Consider the following 16522-nt stretch of genomic DNA (forward strand, 5'->3'; position numbering starts at 1 on the left):
TTCGATTAAATAAAGGGTCTGAATATGGTACTATAACATGGAGTAGCTAGCATTTCTCAACTAACTGGAGGCGCTGACGTCATGAGCCAACAATTGCAGCAAGAGGGGTACTTTGGGGAGTTCGGGGGCAGCTTCGTACCGCCGGAATTGCAAGAAGTGTTGAATTATTTAAGCGCACAATTTTACAAGTTCAAAGACGACCCGGAGTACAACGAAGAGCTCCGCTACTACCTGCGCGAATATGTCGGCCGCCAGAGCCCGTTGACATATGTACAGCGGTTGTCCGAAGCTTGGGGCGGCGCCAAGATCTACCTGAAGCGGGAAGATTTGAACCATACCGGAGCGCACAAAATCAATAACGCCATCGGTCAAATTCTGCTCGCCAAAAGGATGGGCGCCAAGCGGATTATTGCCGAGACCGGCGCCGGACAGCACGGTGTAGCCACAGCAACGGCCTGCGCCATGTTCGATATGGAATGCATCATCTATATGGGGGCAGAAGATACGCGCCGTCAGGCGCTTAATGTGTTCCGGATGGAACTGCTTGGAGCTACCGTCGTTCCGGTTAATAAAGGACAAGGCCGGTTGAAAGATGCGGTGGATGAAGCGCTGGACGATCTGGTTCGCAACTACAAGAATACGTTCTATCTGCTTGGCTCCGCGGTTGGGCCTCATCCGTTCCCCACGATGGTCAAGCACTTCCAATCCGTTATCAGCGAAGAGTCCAAACGGCAAATCCTGGAGAAGGAAGGTCGTTTGCCGGACGCGATAGTGGCATGTGCCGGCGGCGGAAGCAATGCAATCGGCGCGTTTGCCCACTATATAGACGAACCGAGCGTCAGGCTGATCGGAGTCGAGCCCGACCAAGCGCCGTCCTTGACGCAAGGTGTTCCGAGCATCATTCACGGCTTCAAATGTTTAGTGCTGCTGGATGAGGAGGGTCAACCGAAAAAGACCTATTCGATCGCCGCAGGACTCGACTATCCGGGCATTGGACCGGAGCACAGTCATTTGAAGGTATCGGGGAGAGCCGAATACGCGACCGTCACCAACGAGGAGGTGCTGGAAGCATTCCAGGAGTTGTCCCGCACGGAGGGTATTATTCCCGCTCTTGAGAGCGCGCACGCAGTCGCGTATGCCAAGAAGCTCGCGCCAACGATGCGTAAAGATCAAATTCTAATCGTGAATTTGTCCGGCCGCGGAGACAAGGACGTCGAGCAAGTGTTCCAAATGCTTAAGAAGTAAGCCGGGCGAATAAATATCCCATGAAAATAATGAAATGACGGCGAGGGGTCTTATCCCCGGAGCCGTCATTTCTTTTACCCAGAGGCTTGGTGGCAAGGTCATTTGCACTCAGGAAGCTGTACATAAAAAAATTATTGATTTTAGATGGCGTCGCGCTCTGCTCATTCCATCCGTATAACCGGTATAAAGTCGTTAACATCGGCATGCGTCAACGTTAGTCAAGTCTAAAATGGACGTACAAGTTTAATGCTAAAAAATTACGTATTCGTATTATTTCAAATAGTTCCAATACGAACAAAACCTAAAGAATAGATAAAATTACGAGTAACCCTTAACTATTATCCATCAATTTCGTTTAAGTAAACGAATGTGATCAAGGGACAGTTTTAAGTTATTGGCTTTAAGGATAATCGAACCTACAACCAATAGAATTAATTTAGCTACAGCAAACAGTCGCTTTGTTTAGATCACTCTTTTGTACTAGTATGTCTCCAGCGTCATTAACAATAAAATCAATTTTTTTATCACTTAATCTTTTTTCTAAAGAAGCGCGGGAAATATCTGTAAGGACAGTAGACTCAGCAAAAACAACATATCTTTTTGAGGTGCCACAGCTAGTTAATATTACAAAACAAACTATCAAAGCAAGCATAAATAAAACGGTGGGTTGTTTTCTTTGCATTAATTCAGCTCCTCTTAATTATTTATTTGTAGAACTACTAATTGATTCCTCCTTTTAACTATTTTACCTCATTGTTCTAAATACTAAAAATTATTGACTCTCACACAAAAGAAGGGATATATTGTATTTTGAGTAAAAAAATAAAAATGGAGTGAATTTGATGAAAAAAATGTTTTTAGTACTAGCCTTGATTTTAGTAGTTGCTGCCCTTCCTGTTACAGCCTTTGCTTCAAAGGGTTTGACTGAAACACAGTTAGAGTCTACTAAGGTTGCAACAAAGCATTTTTCAGGAGCTTCAAATCTTATTAATGATTCCTACATTAAGGATGTGTTTAATGAAGTAAAGCGGTTTGAACTGTTAAATCCTAATTCTTCACAAGATCAAAGAAATGAATATACCGTAAGCGTGTTAAGGAAATATGCAGCATTGCCTGAAAAGAGCTCACAATTCACTACGTATTCATACTCTAGTTGGCTTCCTCCAAGTGTGAAAGGTGATTTAAATGCTTCAGAGTTAGCTCTATTTGACAGCGATCCTACTCGTGGTCTCAAGGCATTGGTGGCAGGCCAAGAAGCTCTGGATTATACACTGTATAAGTTTGGATCCCAAGGCCACAACAATAGAGCAGATGCATTTAGACACGTTACATGGAATGTTTGGATGACAGCATGGTGTGGCACTACATTTGCCGCTAATTGGAGTAGTGCGCATGAAAATAATTCAGGAAACCCACAGCTAGAAAAGGATATGGATACTTGGAATAATAACTATGGTAGAGCTTATGCGGTAATTGCTGGGCTTACAGAAAATAGTTCCGTGAACACGACAAGAGCAACTATCAATACTGCCTACTTCAGTGGAAACTTAAAAACGTTTAACAGCACTGGAACTGCTCTTGTGCAGTTTACAGGTGTTCAAAGTGATTATGTTAATTAGTTCTAAGCTTTGAGACAAACTCGGAACTAAAATGTTATGGTATGAGACTTTAGAAGTGTTGAATAATACAGTTAAAAAGTAGCTATTTATTTCTAAGCATTTTTCTTCACTATCATCTTTTGGGAAGTTTATTTAAACGGACCTAGGCAGGCTAACATTCCTTGCCTAGGTCCGTTTTTATTTTACGTGCGCCTAAGGAAGCTGAACATAAAAGGACGTTGTCTCGTTAGGCACGCTTTTCGCGTAAATTTTCCCTTTGTGCTGCTCGACGATCGATTTGGCTATCGCCAATCCGAGTCCGTATCCGCCGTACTTGCGCGAACGGGACGGATCGGCGCGATAAAAGCGGTCGAAAATTCTTTCCAGATGCTCGGGCGGGATGCCTGCGCCGGAGTTCGTCACCTTCAGAACGATATCGTTGTGACGTTTTTTGAGGGAGAGGGTGATCGCACCTTTAGGATTGGTATATTTGATGGCGTTGTCCAGAAGAATCATGACGACCTGCTTGATCTGCTCGCCGTTGCCGCGTACGGTCAAATCGGGTTCAAGCTCATAGCTTAGCGAGATATTGTTCTCGAACATAACGGCTTCCATCGTCAGAATGACGCCCTCGACGGCTTCGCTCACGTTGAAGCTCGTGAAGATCATGCTTGCCCGGGCATCGTCCATTTCGGTCAGGTACAGAAGATCGTTGGTCAGCGTCTTCATTCTTTCCGTCTCCGACTTGATATGGTGCAGCCATTTCGACTGATTGCTAATGGTATCATCGCTATTGGATAGAAGAACGTCGGCATTGGTGTTAATGACGGCTAACGGCGTTTTTAGTTCATGGGATGCGTCGGCGATGAACCGCTTCTGCTTATCGAACGCTTCCTTGACCGGGGCGATGGAGCGGTTCGCGAAAAATCGGCTTGTGAAATAGATGACGATGAGCATGACCAAGCCGACGGCAAGGAACGTATAGACCAGATTCGTAATGATTTTTTGCTGGGCGGTGACGTCCAGGTAGACGATGAAATACCCGGCTTCATTTTTTTGCAGCGTATACGCCCATTTATTCCCATCCAGACTGAATTGGCCGGTATTCGACCGATCGGAGGCGACTTTATTTTTCGCCAGGTCATAGAAATCGCTGTCCATTTCGAACCGGGAGTTCGTGGCCGTAATGTTCCATTGCTCGTCCGTTTGCAACGAGAAGGAGACGGACCGTTCCGGAGGCGGACCCGTGTTGACGATAGACTCTTTCATCCGATGGTTCCCGCCAGAGCGCGGCTCGCCAACATTTCCGTCAGGCTTGTGGTAAAATTCGGATACTCTTTGCAGCTCCATCTCGATATCGTTGCGTACGTTTTGATAAGTAATCGTGTAGATGGAGGCGAAGGCCAGCAGCATCATGAAGGAGATGATGACCAAATTAACGACAAGAAATCGATTCCGAAGCTTATTGAACATTAGGGGGTCGCCTCCAGTACGTAACCTACGCCTCGAATGGTGTTGATTCGGACCGAAGAATTCAGAAAAGAGAGCTTTTTCCTTAGGAAAGAGATGTACACTTCCACGTTATTATGCTCGACCTCCGAATCGAAGCCCCACAGCTTTTCGATAATTTGCTCCTTGGAAGCGACTGCGTTTTTCCTCGACATCAGCAGCTCCAGCAGCTCGCTTTCCTTTAAGATCAGCTTGAGCTCCTTCCCTCTGCAAGTCAGCTTGAGAGTCCCCGTATTCAATTCGATATCTCCGAGTTTCAACGCATCCTCCGGCACGACCTCGCCCTTGCGCCTTAACGCCGCCCTTATTCGGGCCAACAGCTCTTCCGTAGAGAACGGTTTGGAAACATAGTCGTCCGCTCCGTAGTCGAGTCCGGAGATTTTGTCGGAAATTTCTCCCTTGGCGGTAAGCAGAATAACGGGAGTGGAGATTCCTTGGCTGCGAATCGTCTTCAATATGGTAATGCCGTCCATCTCGGGCAGCATGATGTCGAGCAGCAGCAAATCATATATACCGCTTAAAGCGTTGTCCAGCCCCGATTGGCCGTCATGGACGGCATCGACAGAGTAATGGTGCTTTTTCAAAATTTGGGTTAACGCCTCCGCAAGATGAACCTCGTCCTCTACGATTAATATTCTCATGGTCGCTTCCCCTTCGCCTCAACATGGCAGAGCCTTATGTGCATGATCATTATATATATCGAACCTTTAATCAACCTTAATAGTAGCATTCGGGTGCGTTCGAGCAAAAAATACGAAAGCTTTCCGGCATTTAAGATTCGTTAAAGGTTCCGGCACTAAGATACAGTCATGGAACGGCGATAAAGTCGACCGCAAGATGAAGGAGCGCTGCCGATGGCAATCGAGGTATTCAACCGATATGAGAACAAGTATTTGATGGATAGCAAAGCTTTCTACGCCCTATACAACCGCTTGCTTGAATATATGGTGCTGGACGAGTACAACAAGGACGACAAGTTCTATTCCATCAGCAACATCTATTACGATACCGAGCAGGATTCGTTGATCCGCAATAGCCTGGCGAAGCCTAAGTACAGGGAGAAGCTTCGGATCAGAGCCTATGGAATTCCGGAGCGGAACGCCAAGGTGTACCTGGAGCTGAAGAAGAAGGTGTTCGGTCTGGTGAACAAGCGAAGGACGGCGCTGAAGCTGAACGAAGCGTATGAATTCGTCCGAACCGGAACGGCACCGGAGCCGAAGGAATATATGAACCGGCAAGTGATTCAGGAAATCGATTACTTCCTGCAGCGGTATGAGTTGCAGCCGAAGGTGTATCTGGCTTACGACCGGATTGCGATGTTCTGCAAGAATAACCGGGATTTGCGAATTACGTTCGACACGAATATCCGATCAAGAAGGCATGATGTCAGGCTGGAAAGCGGCGACTACGGGGAACAGCTGATGGAACGAGGGCAGTGGCTGATGGAAGTGAAGGCGGAGAAGACGATACCGGTCTGGTTATCCCATCTGCTGTCGGAGCTTCGGATGTTTAGGACGAGCTTCTCCAAATACGGCAATGAATACAAAAAGATGCTGACGAACGACAAATTGGCGAAGGAGAGTATTCTTTTATGATCGAGTCCCTATTCACGGCGGCGACGGAAAGCTCGACGTTAACGTTAACCGATGCTTTGCTGACTATCTTCATCTCTATCGCTTTAGGAGCGATTATTAGCTTCACTTACATGAGAACGCAAGTCGGATACACCCAGAATTTCGCTTTGACGATGATCGTGCTGCCTGCGATCGTAGCCATTATCATTCTTCTGATTGGAAGCAATATCGCCAGAGCCTTCAGTCTTGCCGGGGCATTCTCCATTATCCGGTTCCGAAGCGCGCCGGGCGATCCGAAGGATATCGCGTTCGTCCTGTTCACGATGGCGGCCGGGCTCGCGTGCGGCGTCGGATCGTTCGGATATGCCGTCCTGTTCACGATCATTCTCTGCTTGTTGATGTTCGTTCTGAAAGTCACTAAATTCGGATCCAAAAAAGCGACGCAAAAGCTGTTGAAAGTGACGATTCCCGAGAATCTGGGGTATGAGGAAGCGTTCGATGAGATTTTCAAGAAGTTCAACATCGATTACGAGCTGAGAAAAGTAAGAACGACCGAATTGGGCAGCTTGTACGAGCTCGTCTATGCGGTTACAATCGACCATCTCACGAATCAGAAGGAGTTTCTCGACGCCGTCAGGTGCCGGAACGGAAATCTTGATATTACGTTAACGATGAGCCCGACGACGTCGGAATATTAAACCAAGAGAGGATAGATGAACAATGAAAAACGCATGGAGCATAAAGCAATGGGGAGTTCTTCTATTATGCGCCGTTACTCTGTCGGCATGCAGCGCCAAGTCCGGAACGAGTTCCGGCGAAGGGACGTCGACGGCTACCGGTGCGACGGCGGTTCAATCGAGTGAAGCCGCGACCAATGTGCAGTTGGCGAGTGTCGACCTGACCGAGAAGATCGAGTATGACGACGATGACGCTTATACGGATTGGAGCGCGGCTAATCCGACCGTGATCAAGCTGAGCGGAGCAAGCGCAACCGTCGACGGTTCGGGAGCGGAGGCGAAGGGCGGCACGATTACGATTACGGCGGCCGGCACTTATGCGGTAAGCGGGAAGCTGGACGAAGGACAGATCGTCGTTAACGTGCCGGACAAGGGAGTCGTTCGACTGGTTCTGAACGGGGCCGAAATCCATAACAGCAGCAGCTCGGCGATCTACGTCGAGGAAGCGGGCAAGACGATCATTTCCTTGCCGGAGGGGACGGAGAACGTCGTTTCGGACGGGACGGCTTACGTGTACCCGGATGCCTCCACGGACGAGCCGAATGCGGCTATCTTCAGCAAGGACGATCTGACGATTAACGGTACCGGCAAGCTTGTCGTTGAAGGGAATTATAACAATGGGATTACAAGCAAGGACGATCTGAAAATAACGGGAGGCGCGCTGGAAATCCATGCGAAAGACGACGGGCTGATGGGACGTGATTTAGTCGCTGTCCAAGAGGGCGACATTACGGTTGAAGCGGGCGGACATGGCATCAAGACGACGAACGACGCTGAGGATTCGTTAGGCGTTATCGCCGTCGCAGGCGGTACGTTCGATATTGATTCCGGCGAAGACGCCTTGCATAGCAGCGGAGGCATTCAAATTGCGGGCGGGAATTTCGCTATCGCGGCCGGAGACGACGGGATTCATGCGGATGTCGCGATTGCGATAGCCGGAGGAACGATCGATATCGCCAACAGCAACGAAGGGATCGAAGCGCCGACGATTGCGATCTCGGACGGTAAAATCAGCGTCGTCGCCAGCGACGACGGAGTGAATGTCGCAGGGGGCTCCGATGAGACTGCCGCTGCAGACGGACCTCCCGGAGGCAACGAATCCGGCGCCGATTCCGGCAGAAAGCTAACGATCAGCGGCGGCTATTTAGCCGTCGATGCGCAAGGCGACGGCTTGGACGCCAACGGCTCCATCGAGATGACCGGCGGCACCGTTATCGTTAACGGCCCGACGGAGAACGGCAACGGAGCTTTGGATTACGACGGAACCTTCGTTATGACGGGCGGCTTCCTCGTTGCCGCCGGAAGCTCCGGTATGGCGCAAGCCACTTCCGAGCAATCGACGCAATCGGGCGTCCTGATGACGTATCCGCAGACGCAGCAAGCGGGCACGATCGTTCATCTGGAAGACAGCGACGGCAATGCTATCATCACCTTCGCGCCGTCGAAAAATTATCAGTCGGTCTTCGTCAGCTCGCCGAACCTGAAGAAGGACGCCTCGTATGCTCTCTACTCGGGAGGCGCGTCGACGGGCAACGACGCGAACGGGCTCTATGACGGCGGCGAATACCAAGGCGGTACGAAGGTGGTCGAGTACACTGTTTCCAGCGTAGTCACGTGGCTGAACGAGTCGGGAGTGACCGAAGCGCGCAGCGGAATGATGGGCGGAGGCGGTGGACCCGGCGGCGGCAACCGCGGACAGGGCGGTGGCGGCGGAGATCGGATGCCGCCTGACGGCAACGGTGAGCGGCCGCAGCGAGTGCAATAAGCCGGTTCGCTGGCGGCCTGTGCAAGCGATAGAAGCTCTCTCCGAACGAATCGGAGAGAGCTTTTTTCTTGAACGGATACTTTTCTGATGGGGAGAGCAAGATGGGAGAAAAAATCGTATAAAGTCACCTCGGCGGCAGCGTGGCAAGATCGACGATTACAGCTTCTGCTCCAGCACGCTGCGCGTGATCCGGGTAACGAACTTTCTCGGGAAAAAGCGCGGCGCTTGGGTGAGCAGCCAGTTCTGGAAGCCGGGAACCACGAACGTCTTTTCGTTCATAAGCGCCTTGTATCCGATCTCGGCGACTTCGCTCGGGCTCATGAGAGCTTTAGGATCAGCCACCTTCTGGCCGTCCATCCTCGCGCTCCGGAAGAAATCGGTTCCCGTGGCTCCGGGGCACAACGCGGTGACGCTGACGCCCGTCCCTTGCAGCTCGTTCGCAACAGCCTCGGTGAGCGAGAGGACGAATGCTTTGGAGGCGGAATAGTTTGCACTCAAGGGGCAGGCGTAAAAAGAGGTAGTCGAGCCCACGTTCAGAATGCGCCCGCTGCCTCTGGCGACCATGTCCGGCAGGAACAGCATCATGAGGTGGGAAAGCGATTGAACGTTCAACTGCAGCATCTCAAGCTCGGAGCGGATGTCTTGCTCATGGAGCGGCCCGAAGGAGCCGATTCCCGCGTTGTTGACGAGAACGTCGATCTCGATATCTTGCTCCTTCAGTCGTTCATACAGCAAGTCGGGGCCGCCGTTTTGCGCCAGATCTGCGGGAATCGCGCTCGTTATAGCGCCGAACTTCTCCCGCAATTGCTGGGCGATACCGTTCAGCTTCTCTTCGCTGCGAGATGCGAGAACGACGCGGTAGTTCTCTCTTGCGAACAGTTCTGCGAATGCTTTGCCGATACCGCTTGATGCGCCTGTGATAAGTACGGTCTTCATTCGGATGAGGCCTCCTAAGAGTCGTATATCTAAAAAACCAAATAACTAAACATCTAATTATTTGGACATTTAGCGGAAAAAGAAAGGGCTCATTCGGCCCGGGGGTCTTCAAATCGATAATGCGTTCCGTCGTCTCCAGAAAGCTCTTCAATAGCAATACCGGGCCTTCGATGTCCAGACTATAGAAGATTTCGGTGCCGACTTTAACGGAAGAGAGAAGATGGGCTTGCTTCAAAATTTTCAGATGGTGGGAGATGGCGGACCGGGACATCGGCGATCGTTCGACGATCTGGGCGACGTTGAGCGAATCGTGCTTCGTCAGCATCATGATGATGTCTTGCCGGATCGGATCGGCCAAAGCAAGGAAGATCGGGCTGCATTCTCGCAATTGCTTGTGGACCTTGGTCTCAAGCTGTGTCGTGTCGGGGGATTCGGATTCCATCTATGCATCGTCTCCATCTCTCGATCAAACAACTAAATAATTAGTTATTTAATTGTTAATGTAAGGCAAATGGAGGGGGATGTCAAGGTGCGGCCTTTTTCAGGCATACTGACAACTTGCAGGTAAATGTCGTTTTATGTCGAAATAAGTACGGGCAGCCTCTCTATCAGGGTATGTTTTCGCGTATGCATTCCATTTCCTACTGCATCTTAGAAGCCTGCGCCTTGTTGATGGAAGTGCGCGGAGGAAGGGAGCTTCAAGCAAGGTGAAAGCTGAACAATTAACATGGAGCAGCCCGATCGTGACGCAAGCGGATCGCGAACGGCAGAACGGGCATCGAGGTCTTGTGCTTTGGTTTACCGGTCTTTCCGGCGCGGGAAAATCGACTTTGGCGGTCGAATGCGAGAGATATTTGCATCGCCAAGGAATAAGGACTTACGTCCTTGACGGCGATAATATCCGCCATGGCTTGAATAGCGATTTGAGCTTTACGGACGCCGATCGCAAAGAAAATATCCGTCGGATCGGCGAAGTGGCCAAGCTCATGGCCGATGCGGGGCTCGTTACTATTGTGTCCTTCATATCCCCATTTCGGGCTGACCGGGATATTGTTCGTCATTCGTTAGGTGAAGGCCGCTTCCTTGAAATTTACGTTCGCTGTCCGCTTGCCGTATGTGAACGTCGCGACCCCAAAGGACTCTACCAAAAGGCGCGCGCAGGCAGTTTAACGTCGTTCACAGGCATCGATGCGCCTTATGAAGAGCCGCTGCAGCCTGAACTCGCCATTAATACCGATCAAGTCGATGTCGAGCAAGCCGTTCGGCGAATTATCCAGTATCTCGATCTTCACGAATCTCTTAAAGCTGATGGCTAAGAAAACGGGGGCGCGAAATGTCTGACGGTGAATCTATTATTTTTCTGTTATCCGTACCCCGAAGCGGCAGTTCTCTGACAACGGCTATATTGAACAACCATCCCGATGTCTTTGCCGCCCCGGAATCATGGTTATTAATGAAATTGAACGATCTTCTCCTTCCTCTGCCGAATAAATACGGCGGGGAGAAAATTTTCCAAACGTTCATAAACGGCATCATGGGTGAAGCCCTGCAAGAAGAAGCTATGCGCGCTTTTGTTGATAAGACCTATCATGGACTTGCCTCCGCCAATGGAGCCACGCTTTTTCTGGATAAATCGCCGCGTTATTATACCGTACTGGAGTTGCTCGACCGCTTGTTCCCGGCTTCGAAGCGGATATGGCTTATTCGTAACCCTCTTAGCGTCGTCGCCTCCTATAAGATGTTGGATGTCAAAAGAGGAACGCCCTTTAGCGAAAAGTTGTTTAAGCAAAAAGAATTCAGTATGCGCGTATTTGATTTAACGTACGGATATTGGCGTTATTATCATTATTTCCACAATTCATCGTCAGAGCAGGTGTATCGCTTATCCTATGAAAAGCTGACGGAACAGCCGCTCGAAGAAACGGTGCGTCTCTGCACATTCTTGAATATTCCTTACATTGATCGCCTAGAGCGTTACGGCGAGCGCCGGGACGAAGCGAAGAAAGCTTTGCTAACAGCTTCCCACTCAGGCGATCCGTATGTCTGGAAGCATAATGAGCCGCATCAAGCTTCGGTCGATCTTTGGAAAACGGAGCTGTCGTCGGAAGAGATTGCCGCTTATATGAACATCATGGGAACCCGATTGTTCGAAGAGCTTGGCTATGGACAAGTCGTTGCGGAGGCAGAGCGCATCACCGGGACTTCTTTTCCTCGAGAGCCGGATGAAGAGTGGCTTAAGATGCGCCACGACCAATGGCTGCAGCAATTTCCTCAGCCTATTCCGCTCTCTTACAATATCAAGATCAGACCGAGCTCGAATGAATTGTCGCAAGGGTCAACAGGGCCGACGATAAGCGCCCGACCAACGACTGGACCGGCAACTATGGAAGTGAATCAGCTCAAAGTGGCATTAAGAGCTTCGGAACTTAAACGTGAACGTATAGAAATGGATTTAGAAAAGCTGAAGCGGCGCAATATCGAAATAAAACGACGAATTCCGTTTTATTCGATATTGGCGCCGATCGTACGTCGTATTCTACTCAAAAAGCATTAATTGACGAAGAAGGAAGAGCAGAGACAATGTTCTACTACCAGGCTTACGGTTTAACGGTAGCCTCCGAAATGGAACTTCCGGAATTAGCGATTTATCCTGAGGCGGCTGCTCCCGATGTTGTTATTCAATGGGGGCAAGTGGAGAGGCGGCCCTCGTCTTCCTGGTATGAAAGCTTCGATCAAGCTTTTGTTCTTTCTATTGCAGGAGTCGGGTACTATGAAGTCCGGGCAGGAAGGACGATCATCGTGGAGTCCATCCAACCGGACAGGAGGAAAACCCGCGTGTTTCTCCTTGGTTCGGCTTTCGGCGCGCTTCTGTTCCAACGCGGACACATTCCGCTGCATGGCAGCGCCTTGGCATTCTCCAATCATGCGTATTTATTTACCGGGCAGTCGGGCGCGGGCAAATCGACGTTAGCCCATGCTTTTACCCGGCGGGGCTATGCATTAATTAGCGACGATGTTCTGGCCACCGAGCTAGACGCTAGAGGAGTGGCGCATGTATGCTCGGCGTATCCGCAGCAGAAGCTGTGGCCCGCAAGTCTCGAAATGTTCGGCAGCACGGGAGACGGATTGGAAACGATCTGGGACGGCGAGAGCAAATACCGAATTCCCGTAGCTGCCTCCTTTCGTGCAGGGCGATTTCCGCTTAAGAAGCTGTTTAGACTATCGGCTTCGCCTGACATTGATAAACCTCTGATACGAGAAGTTTCCGGTGCCCAAAAGCTGCAAATCGTACTGGATGAAACGTATCGGTCTTTTTTTGTTGCGGAAATGGGTTTGCAGTCGGCGTATTTCCGGAAGATAACGCAAATCGCGCAACAGCTTCACATCTATGAACTGATTCGTCCTCTGGAGGGAACTCATCCGGACGAGCTGGTCGACTTGGTTCTCGCTCAATCCAACAACATGTCGAAGGGGAATGACCATGCAATTGGCAGGATCAACGAACATTAGGCAAAAAGACGGGTATGTAACGAGCGAGATGGACGGAGAACTCGTCATGCTTAGCGTCGAGAATGGCAAGTACTACAACTTGGGAATTGTCGGGGGTCAGATCTGGCAATTAGCCCAGGGGCAGGGGATGACTGTTGCCGAGATTGTAGCTCGACTCGTATCCGAATATGAAGTAACCGAAAGCCAATGCGAGCAAGAAGTGGCGGCATTCGTGGAGCAGATGGAAAAAGCGGGAATTATTGCTGTAGAGCGATGAGGAGAGTATGGAGGAGCTTGCATCATAAGCAAGTAGCCTTAGAGGCGCTTTGTTTGATGGCGACAGCGCGTTTTTGCATGCTGTTCATCCCTTTTCGGCGGTTGGCTCCACATCTAGGGACTATTCATACGGATACGCTAATGGATCCCCGGTCGCAGGGTAATCCGCAATTAATAGAAATCAAGAGAACGGTTCATCGCATCGGCAAAAAGACATGGTGGAAAAGCGAATGCTTCGTAAGAGCGAGCGCAATTGCGTGGATGCTTCGGCGTAGAGGCCGCGGATATACGATCTATCTGGGCGTTGCCAAGGATGAAGCGCAGCAATTGATTGCCCATGCGTGGATTCGGAGCGGCGCTCAGTGGATGAGCGGAGCCGGACAACGCGACCGCTATACGGTAGTGGCCACATTCTCTGCGCAACCGAGAAGGAAGGATACTCCATGAGGAGAGCTATGCGTCAAAAGAAATATACGGCTGAAGAACGGCTGCTTTTCAACTGCTTGGCTGCCTTCATCCAGAGAAATAAAGTGACGATGACGGACGGCGAGCCCGATTGGCCATCCTTTCTGGCGCTTGCCAACAAGCATCGGCTTTTTCCTATTCTCTACAATGTGCTCAAGCAAGAGCCCTCGATCCCCGAGTTTGTTCTAGACATCCTTAAGAAGGATGTGGAATTTAACCAGCGTGTAATGCTCGAGATGACGGCAACCATTGCCGGACTGCTCAAGGAGCTTGAAGATCGGGGAATCGATGCTCTTATTTTGAAGGGGATTCCGCTTGCGATCGATCTGTATGGCGACGTATCGCTTCGCACTTCCCGGGATGTCGATTTGTTCGTTGCTCCCGAGCATTATGAACAAGTAGAAGCTTTGCTGATTCAGAAGGGCTTTGCTAATCACGCAGGTTTTTCCGACATCAATCCTTCTATGAAACGATATATTATCGAGAATAAAGACAGCCATTACCATACCGAGTTCCATCATCACTCCAGGCCTCTCACCATTGAAATTCATTGGCGGCAGCAATCGGCAACCTATGGAAAGACGGCTTTTGCTAAGCTTTGGCAGCGGAGAGCTTATTGCCGCCTTGGCTCGTACGCTTTTCCAACGTTGGGGGCGGAAGACCAGCTCGACTACTTATTGCTGCATGGGGCTAAGCATATGTATGCACGGTTGCGTTGGCTGCTGGACATCGTTTTGCATCTGAAAAAATATCCGTCTCTTGTTCAAGAAAAAGCGAAGCATCCGCAGCTTCAAGATTTGCTTGCGCAAGCGAAGCTTATTTGTTCGGAACTTTGGGGACAGGCTCTGCCGCCTTCAATACGGGTTACCGATCGGTCGAAATCATTGGCAAAGCAAGCTATTCACTTTGTTGTAATGGATGATGAAGTGAAGGATATTTTGTTCGGAACGCCTGACTACTTTCGATATAAAAAATACTTATGGGATGTCAAATGGACATGGCGGGATCGTCTCCAATATGTCGGGGAGCATTTTCAGCCAACAATCTCCGACTTAGCTCTCGTCCCTTGCCGCGAGCTTGGTATCCGTTATATTTTCTGGCGCGTCCGGTTACGTTTGTCAAAGTCAGATGGCAGCAGCTTAGAGGTTAGGATGGAAGCGTATATTTCGTTTATTCGTTCTTTTTGTCAATTTTCCGGATGGAAGCTGGCGTCGTTTGTTGTTTTGTCCGTTATTTTCGGCTTTATTGAAGGGATTGGAATTCTAACCCTCATACCGATCTTGTCCGTCGCCGGAATGAGCGCGGAATCGACCGGCGGGCCGTTCGCGTCGCTTTTTTCTTGGCTGAACGAGCAAGCGTTATCGGGCGAGCAACTATTAACTATAGGTCTTTTACTCTATCTATTGTTGACGGTTTTTCAAGTCCTCGTGCAGCGCCAAGTCGCATTGACCAATGTCCAGCTCGTTCAAGGCTTTGCCCATCGACTAAGAACCTCGTTATTTAGCCGACTGTTAAAGGCACCCTGGGCGGATGTATCCAGGTACGGCATCACTGTCCAGCACATTATTTCTCAGGAGCTGCCCCGTATCGCGCAAGGAGTAAACGCCATCTTGCAGCTCTTGATAGCAATGACCGTTACCGTGCTGCAATTAGGGATTGCTTTCTGCATATCGGTTAAATTTACTTTGATGATTGTCGTGTGCGCGGCGCTCCTTATGTTCTTTGGGCGCAATTACTTTAGATCGGCGACCGATCTAGGTACGAGCATGAGCGGTTTGATGCGTAAGAGCTTTGCGATGATGCTTGATTACGTGTCGGGCATTAAAGATATGAAAGCTTATCAGCTGGAGGGAAAAGCGGGCATCGAGTTTGCCTCGACGTCCAGGCTCATTTTCTCGCGCTTCTCCGAGCATGCCGCGTTGACGACTAGAACGACAACAATCTTGAAATTGGGGGTCAGCATCTTTATATGCGCCGTCGTGTATATTTCGGTTGCGTTGCTTAAAGTGCCTTTCTCTCATTTGCTAGTGCTGCTCGTCATCGTTGCCAGATTGTGGCCTCGTTTCTCGAGTGCCAACATGCAGCTGCAGCAAGCGGCGTTGTTAATGTCAAGCTTTAGTCAGTACAAGAGCGTTTCCGAACGGCTGCGCGAGGAATATGACGCCATAACGTCCGAGAGCGATTGGAAAGTAAAGAGGCTGCATAGGCATATTGCGTTGAATAACGTTTCTTTTGCATACAAGGACGGCCGTGCGGCATTAAGCGGCGTTTCCCTGCAAATTCCCGCTAAAGAGCTCACGATCATCATCGGTGCATCGGGTTCGGGTAAATCAACCTTGCTTGATCTTATGATGGGCTTTCAGCAGCCGACGGAAGGCACAATAATGATCGATGGGGAAGCCCTTAATTCTTCATGGCTTGCTTGTTGGAGGCAGTCGGTCAGCTATGTAGGCCAGCAGCTTCATCTTTTTAACGGAACGGTGCGGGATAACCTTCTTGCGGTAAAAGATCGCGCGACAGAGGAGGAAATAGGGGAAGCACTGCGCTTGTCCGGAAGCGAATCTATCGTCGCCAAGCTCCCGAATGGCCTGGATACGCTCTTAGGCGAAGGTGGTGAAGCCCTTTCGACAGGAGAGCGGCAAAGGCTTGTGCTTGCTCGAGCCTTATTGAAGGAGCCGACTCTGTTATTGCTGGACGAAGTAACGAGCGCACTGGACATTAAGAACGAAGCGGACATTATGCGTACGTTTTCCGCCCTTCGCGAGAAGACGACCATCGTCATGGTTGCACATCGGCCGACCGTATTGCCCTATGCGGATCGGATTATTCTTCTTCGCGAAGGTGCTGTGGTCAAACAGTGGTCCAAGCAGGAAGGAATATCCGTCGAACAAATTTTGCTCGAAATGGCGCAAGCGGAAGGGGGATGAA

General features: G+C 50.0%; 15 protein-coding genes and 1 pseudogene. 11 read left to right on the forward strand and 5 right to left on the reverse strand.

The annotated features are described in order from the left end of the window. Positions 1-81: 81 nt before the first annotated feature. Positions 82-1245 carry a tryptophan synthase subunit beta gene (trpB, locus tag D3H35_RS13260; RefSeq protein WP_119149818.1) on the forward strand — a complete coding sequence of 388 codons (1164 nt, stop codon included), beginning with the start codon at positions 82-84 and terminating at the stop codon, positions 1243-1245. A 436-nt stretch (positions 1246-1681) separates the two neighbouring features. Here trpB and D3H35_RS30360 read toward each other — a convergent pair whose 3' ends face one another. Beyond that, a complete protein-coding gene (locus D3H35_RS30360; RefSeq protein WP_147355835.1) occupies positions 1682-1927 on the reverse strand; it encodes a hypothetical protein in 246 nt (81 codons plus the stop codon). 160 nt (positions 1928-2087) lie between these two features. On the opposite strand from D3H35_RS30360, the gene D3H35_RS13265 reads away from it, so the two are divergent. Beyond that, entirely contained in the window at positions 2088-2864 is a 777-nt protein-coding gene (locus D3H35_RS13265) for a DUF6973 domain-containing protein (RefSeq protein WP_119149819.1), read from the forward strand. A 192-nt stretch (positions 2865-3056) separates the two neighbouring features. Here the strand turns inward: D3H35_RS13265 and D3H35_RS13270 are convergent, their stop codons facing one another. Further along, positions 3057-4316, reverse strand: a complete 1260-nt coding sequence (locus tag D3H35_RS13270; RefSeq protein WP_119149820.1) for a sensor histidine kinase — start codon at positions 4314-4316, stop codon at positions 3057-3059. Then, the gene (locus D3H35_RS13275) at positions 4316-4993 is read right to left on the reverse strand and encodes a response regulator transcription factor (protein ID WP_119149821.1); all 678 of its coding nucleotides are present in this window, start codon (positions 4991-4993) and stop codon (positions 4316-4318) included. Before D3H35_RS13275 ends, D3H35_RS13270 begins: the two co-directional genes overlap by 1 nt. A gap of 213 nt (positions 4994-5206) precedes the next feature. Between D3H35_RS13275 and D3H35_RS13280 the strand changes: the two genes are divergently transcribed. From D3H35_RS13280 to D3H35_RS13290, 3 genes are read left to right on the forward strand one after another with little or no spacing between them, the layout of a single operon-like run. Further along, the gene (locus tag D3H35_RS13280) at positions 5207-5947 is read left to right on the forward strand and encodes a polyphosphate polymerase domain-containing protein (RefSeq protein ID WP_119149822.1); all 741 of its coding nucleotides are present in this window, start codon (positions 5207-5209) and stop codon (positions 5945-5947) included. Beyond that, the gene (locus D3H35_RS13285) at positions 5944-6624 is read left to right on the forward strand and encodes a DUF4956 domain-containing protein (protein WP_119149823.1); all 681 of its coding nucleotides are present in this window, start codon (positions 5944-5946) and stop codon (positions 6622-6624) included. The genes D3H35_RS13280 and D3H35_RS13285 overlap by 4 nt, the downstream gene beginning before the upstream one ends. 22 nt (positions 6625-6646) lie before the next feature. After that, positions 6647-8428, forward strand: coding sequence for a carbohydrate-binding domain-containing protein (locus D3H35_RS13290; RefSeq protein ID WP_119149824.1), 1782 nt, complete (start codon positions 6647-6649; stop codon positions 8426-8428). A gap of 156 nt (positions 8429-8584) precedes the next feature. Here D3H35_RS13290 and D3H35_RS13295 read toward each other — a convergent pair whose 3' ends face one another. Both D3H35_RS13295 and D3H35_RS34150 read right to left on the reverse strand, forming a co-directional pair. Next, entirely contained in the window at positions 8585-9364 is a 780-nt protein-coding gene (locus D3H35_RS13295; protein WP_119149825.1) for an SDR family NAD(P)-dependent oxidoreductase, read from the reverse strand. Positions 9365-9590: 226 nt separating this feature from the next. After that, positions 9591-9806, reverse strand: a pseudogene (locus D3H35_RS34150) (ArsR family transcriptional regulator); the annotation flags it as partial. Positions 9807-10071: 265 nt separating this feature from the next. Here D3H35_RS34150 and cysC point away from each other — a divergent pair. Genes cysC through D3H35_RS13330 form a run of 6 tightly spaced genes read left to right on the forward strand, consistent with a single transcriptional unit; the run spans position 10072 to position 16521 of the window. After that, on the forward strand, positions 10072-10680 hold the full coding sequence (gene cysC, locus D3H35_RS13305) for an adenylyl-sulfate kinase (RefSeq protein WP_119149826.1): 609 nt from the start codon (positions 10072-10074) through the stop codon (positions 10678-10680). A gap of 17 nt (positions 10681-10697) precedes the next feature. Next, positions 10698-11918, forward strand: coding sequence for a sulfotransferase family protein (locus D3H35_RS13310; RefSeq protein ID WP_119149827.1), 1221 nt, complete (start codon positions 10698-10700; stop codon positions 11916-11918). Between the two features lie 26 nt (positions 11919-11944). After that, complete coding sequence (locus D3H35_RS13315; protein WP_119149828.1) at positions 11945-12874, forward strand: hypothetical protein; 930 nt, start codon at positions 11945-11947, stop codon at positions 12872-12874. Further along, complete coding sequence (locus tag D3H35_RS13320) at positions 12846-13130, forward strand: lasso peptide biosynthesis PqqD family chaperone (protein ID WP_233567919.1); 285 nt, start codon at positions 12846-12848, stop codon at positions 13128-13130. The genes D3H35_RS13315 and D3H35_RS13320 overlap by 29 nt, the downstream gene beginning before the upstream one ends. A gap of 17 nt (positions 13131-13147) precedes the next feature. Beyond that, positions 13148-13576: a lasso peptide biosynthesis B2 protein gene (locus D3H35_RS13325; RefSeq protein ID WP_158594099.1), complete on the forward strand. Its 429-nt coding sequence runs from the start codon at positions 13148-13150 to the stop codon at positions 13574-13576. An 8-nt stretch (positions 13577-13584) separates the two neighbouring features. Further along, entirely contained in the window at positions 13585-16521 is a 2937-nt protein-coding gene (locus D3H35_RS13330) for a nucleotidyltransferase family protein (RefSeq protein ID WP_158594100.1), read from the forward strand. Position 16522 lies beyond the last annotated feature (1 nt).

It is taken from the genome of Cohnella faecalis, assembly GCF_003570905.1.
Taxonomy (GTDB): domain Bacteria; phylum Bacillota; class Bacilli; order Paenibacillales; family Paenibacillaceae; genus Cohnella; species Cohnella faecalis.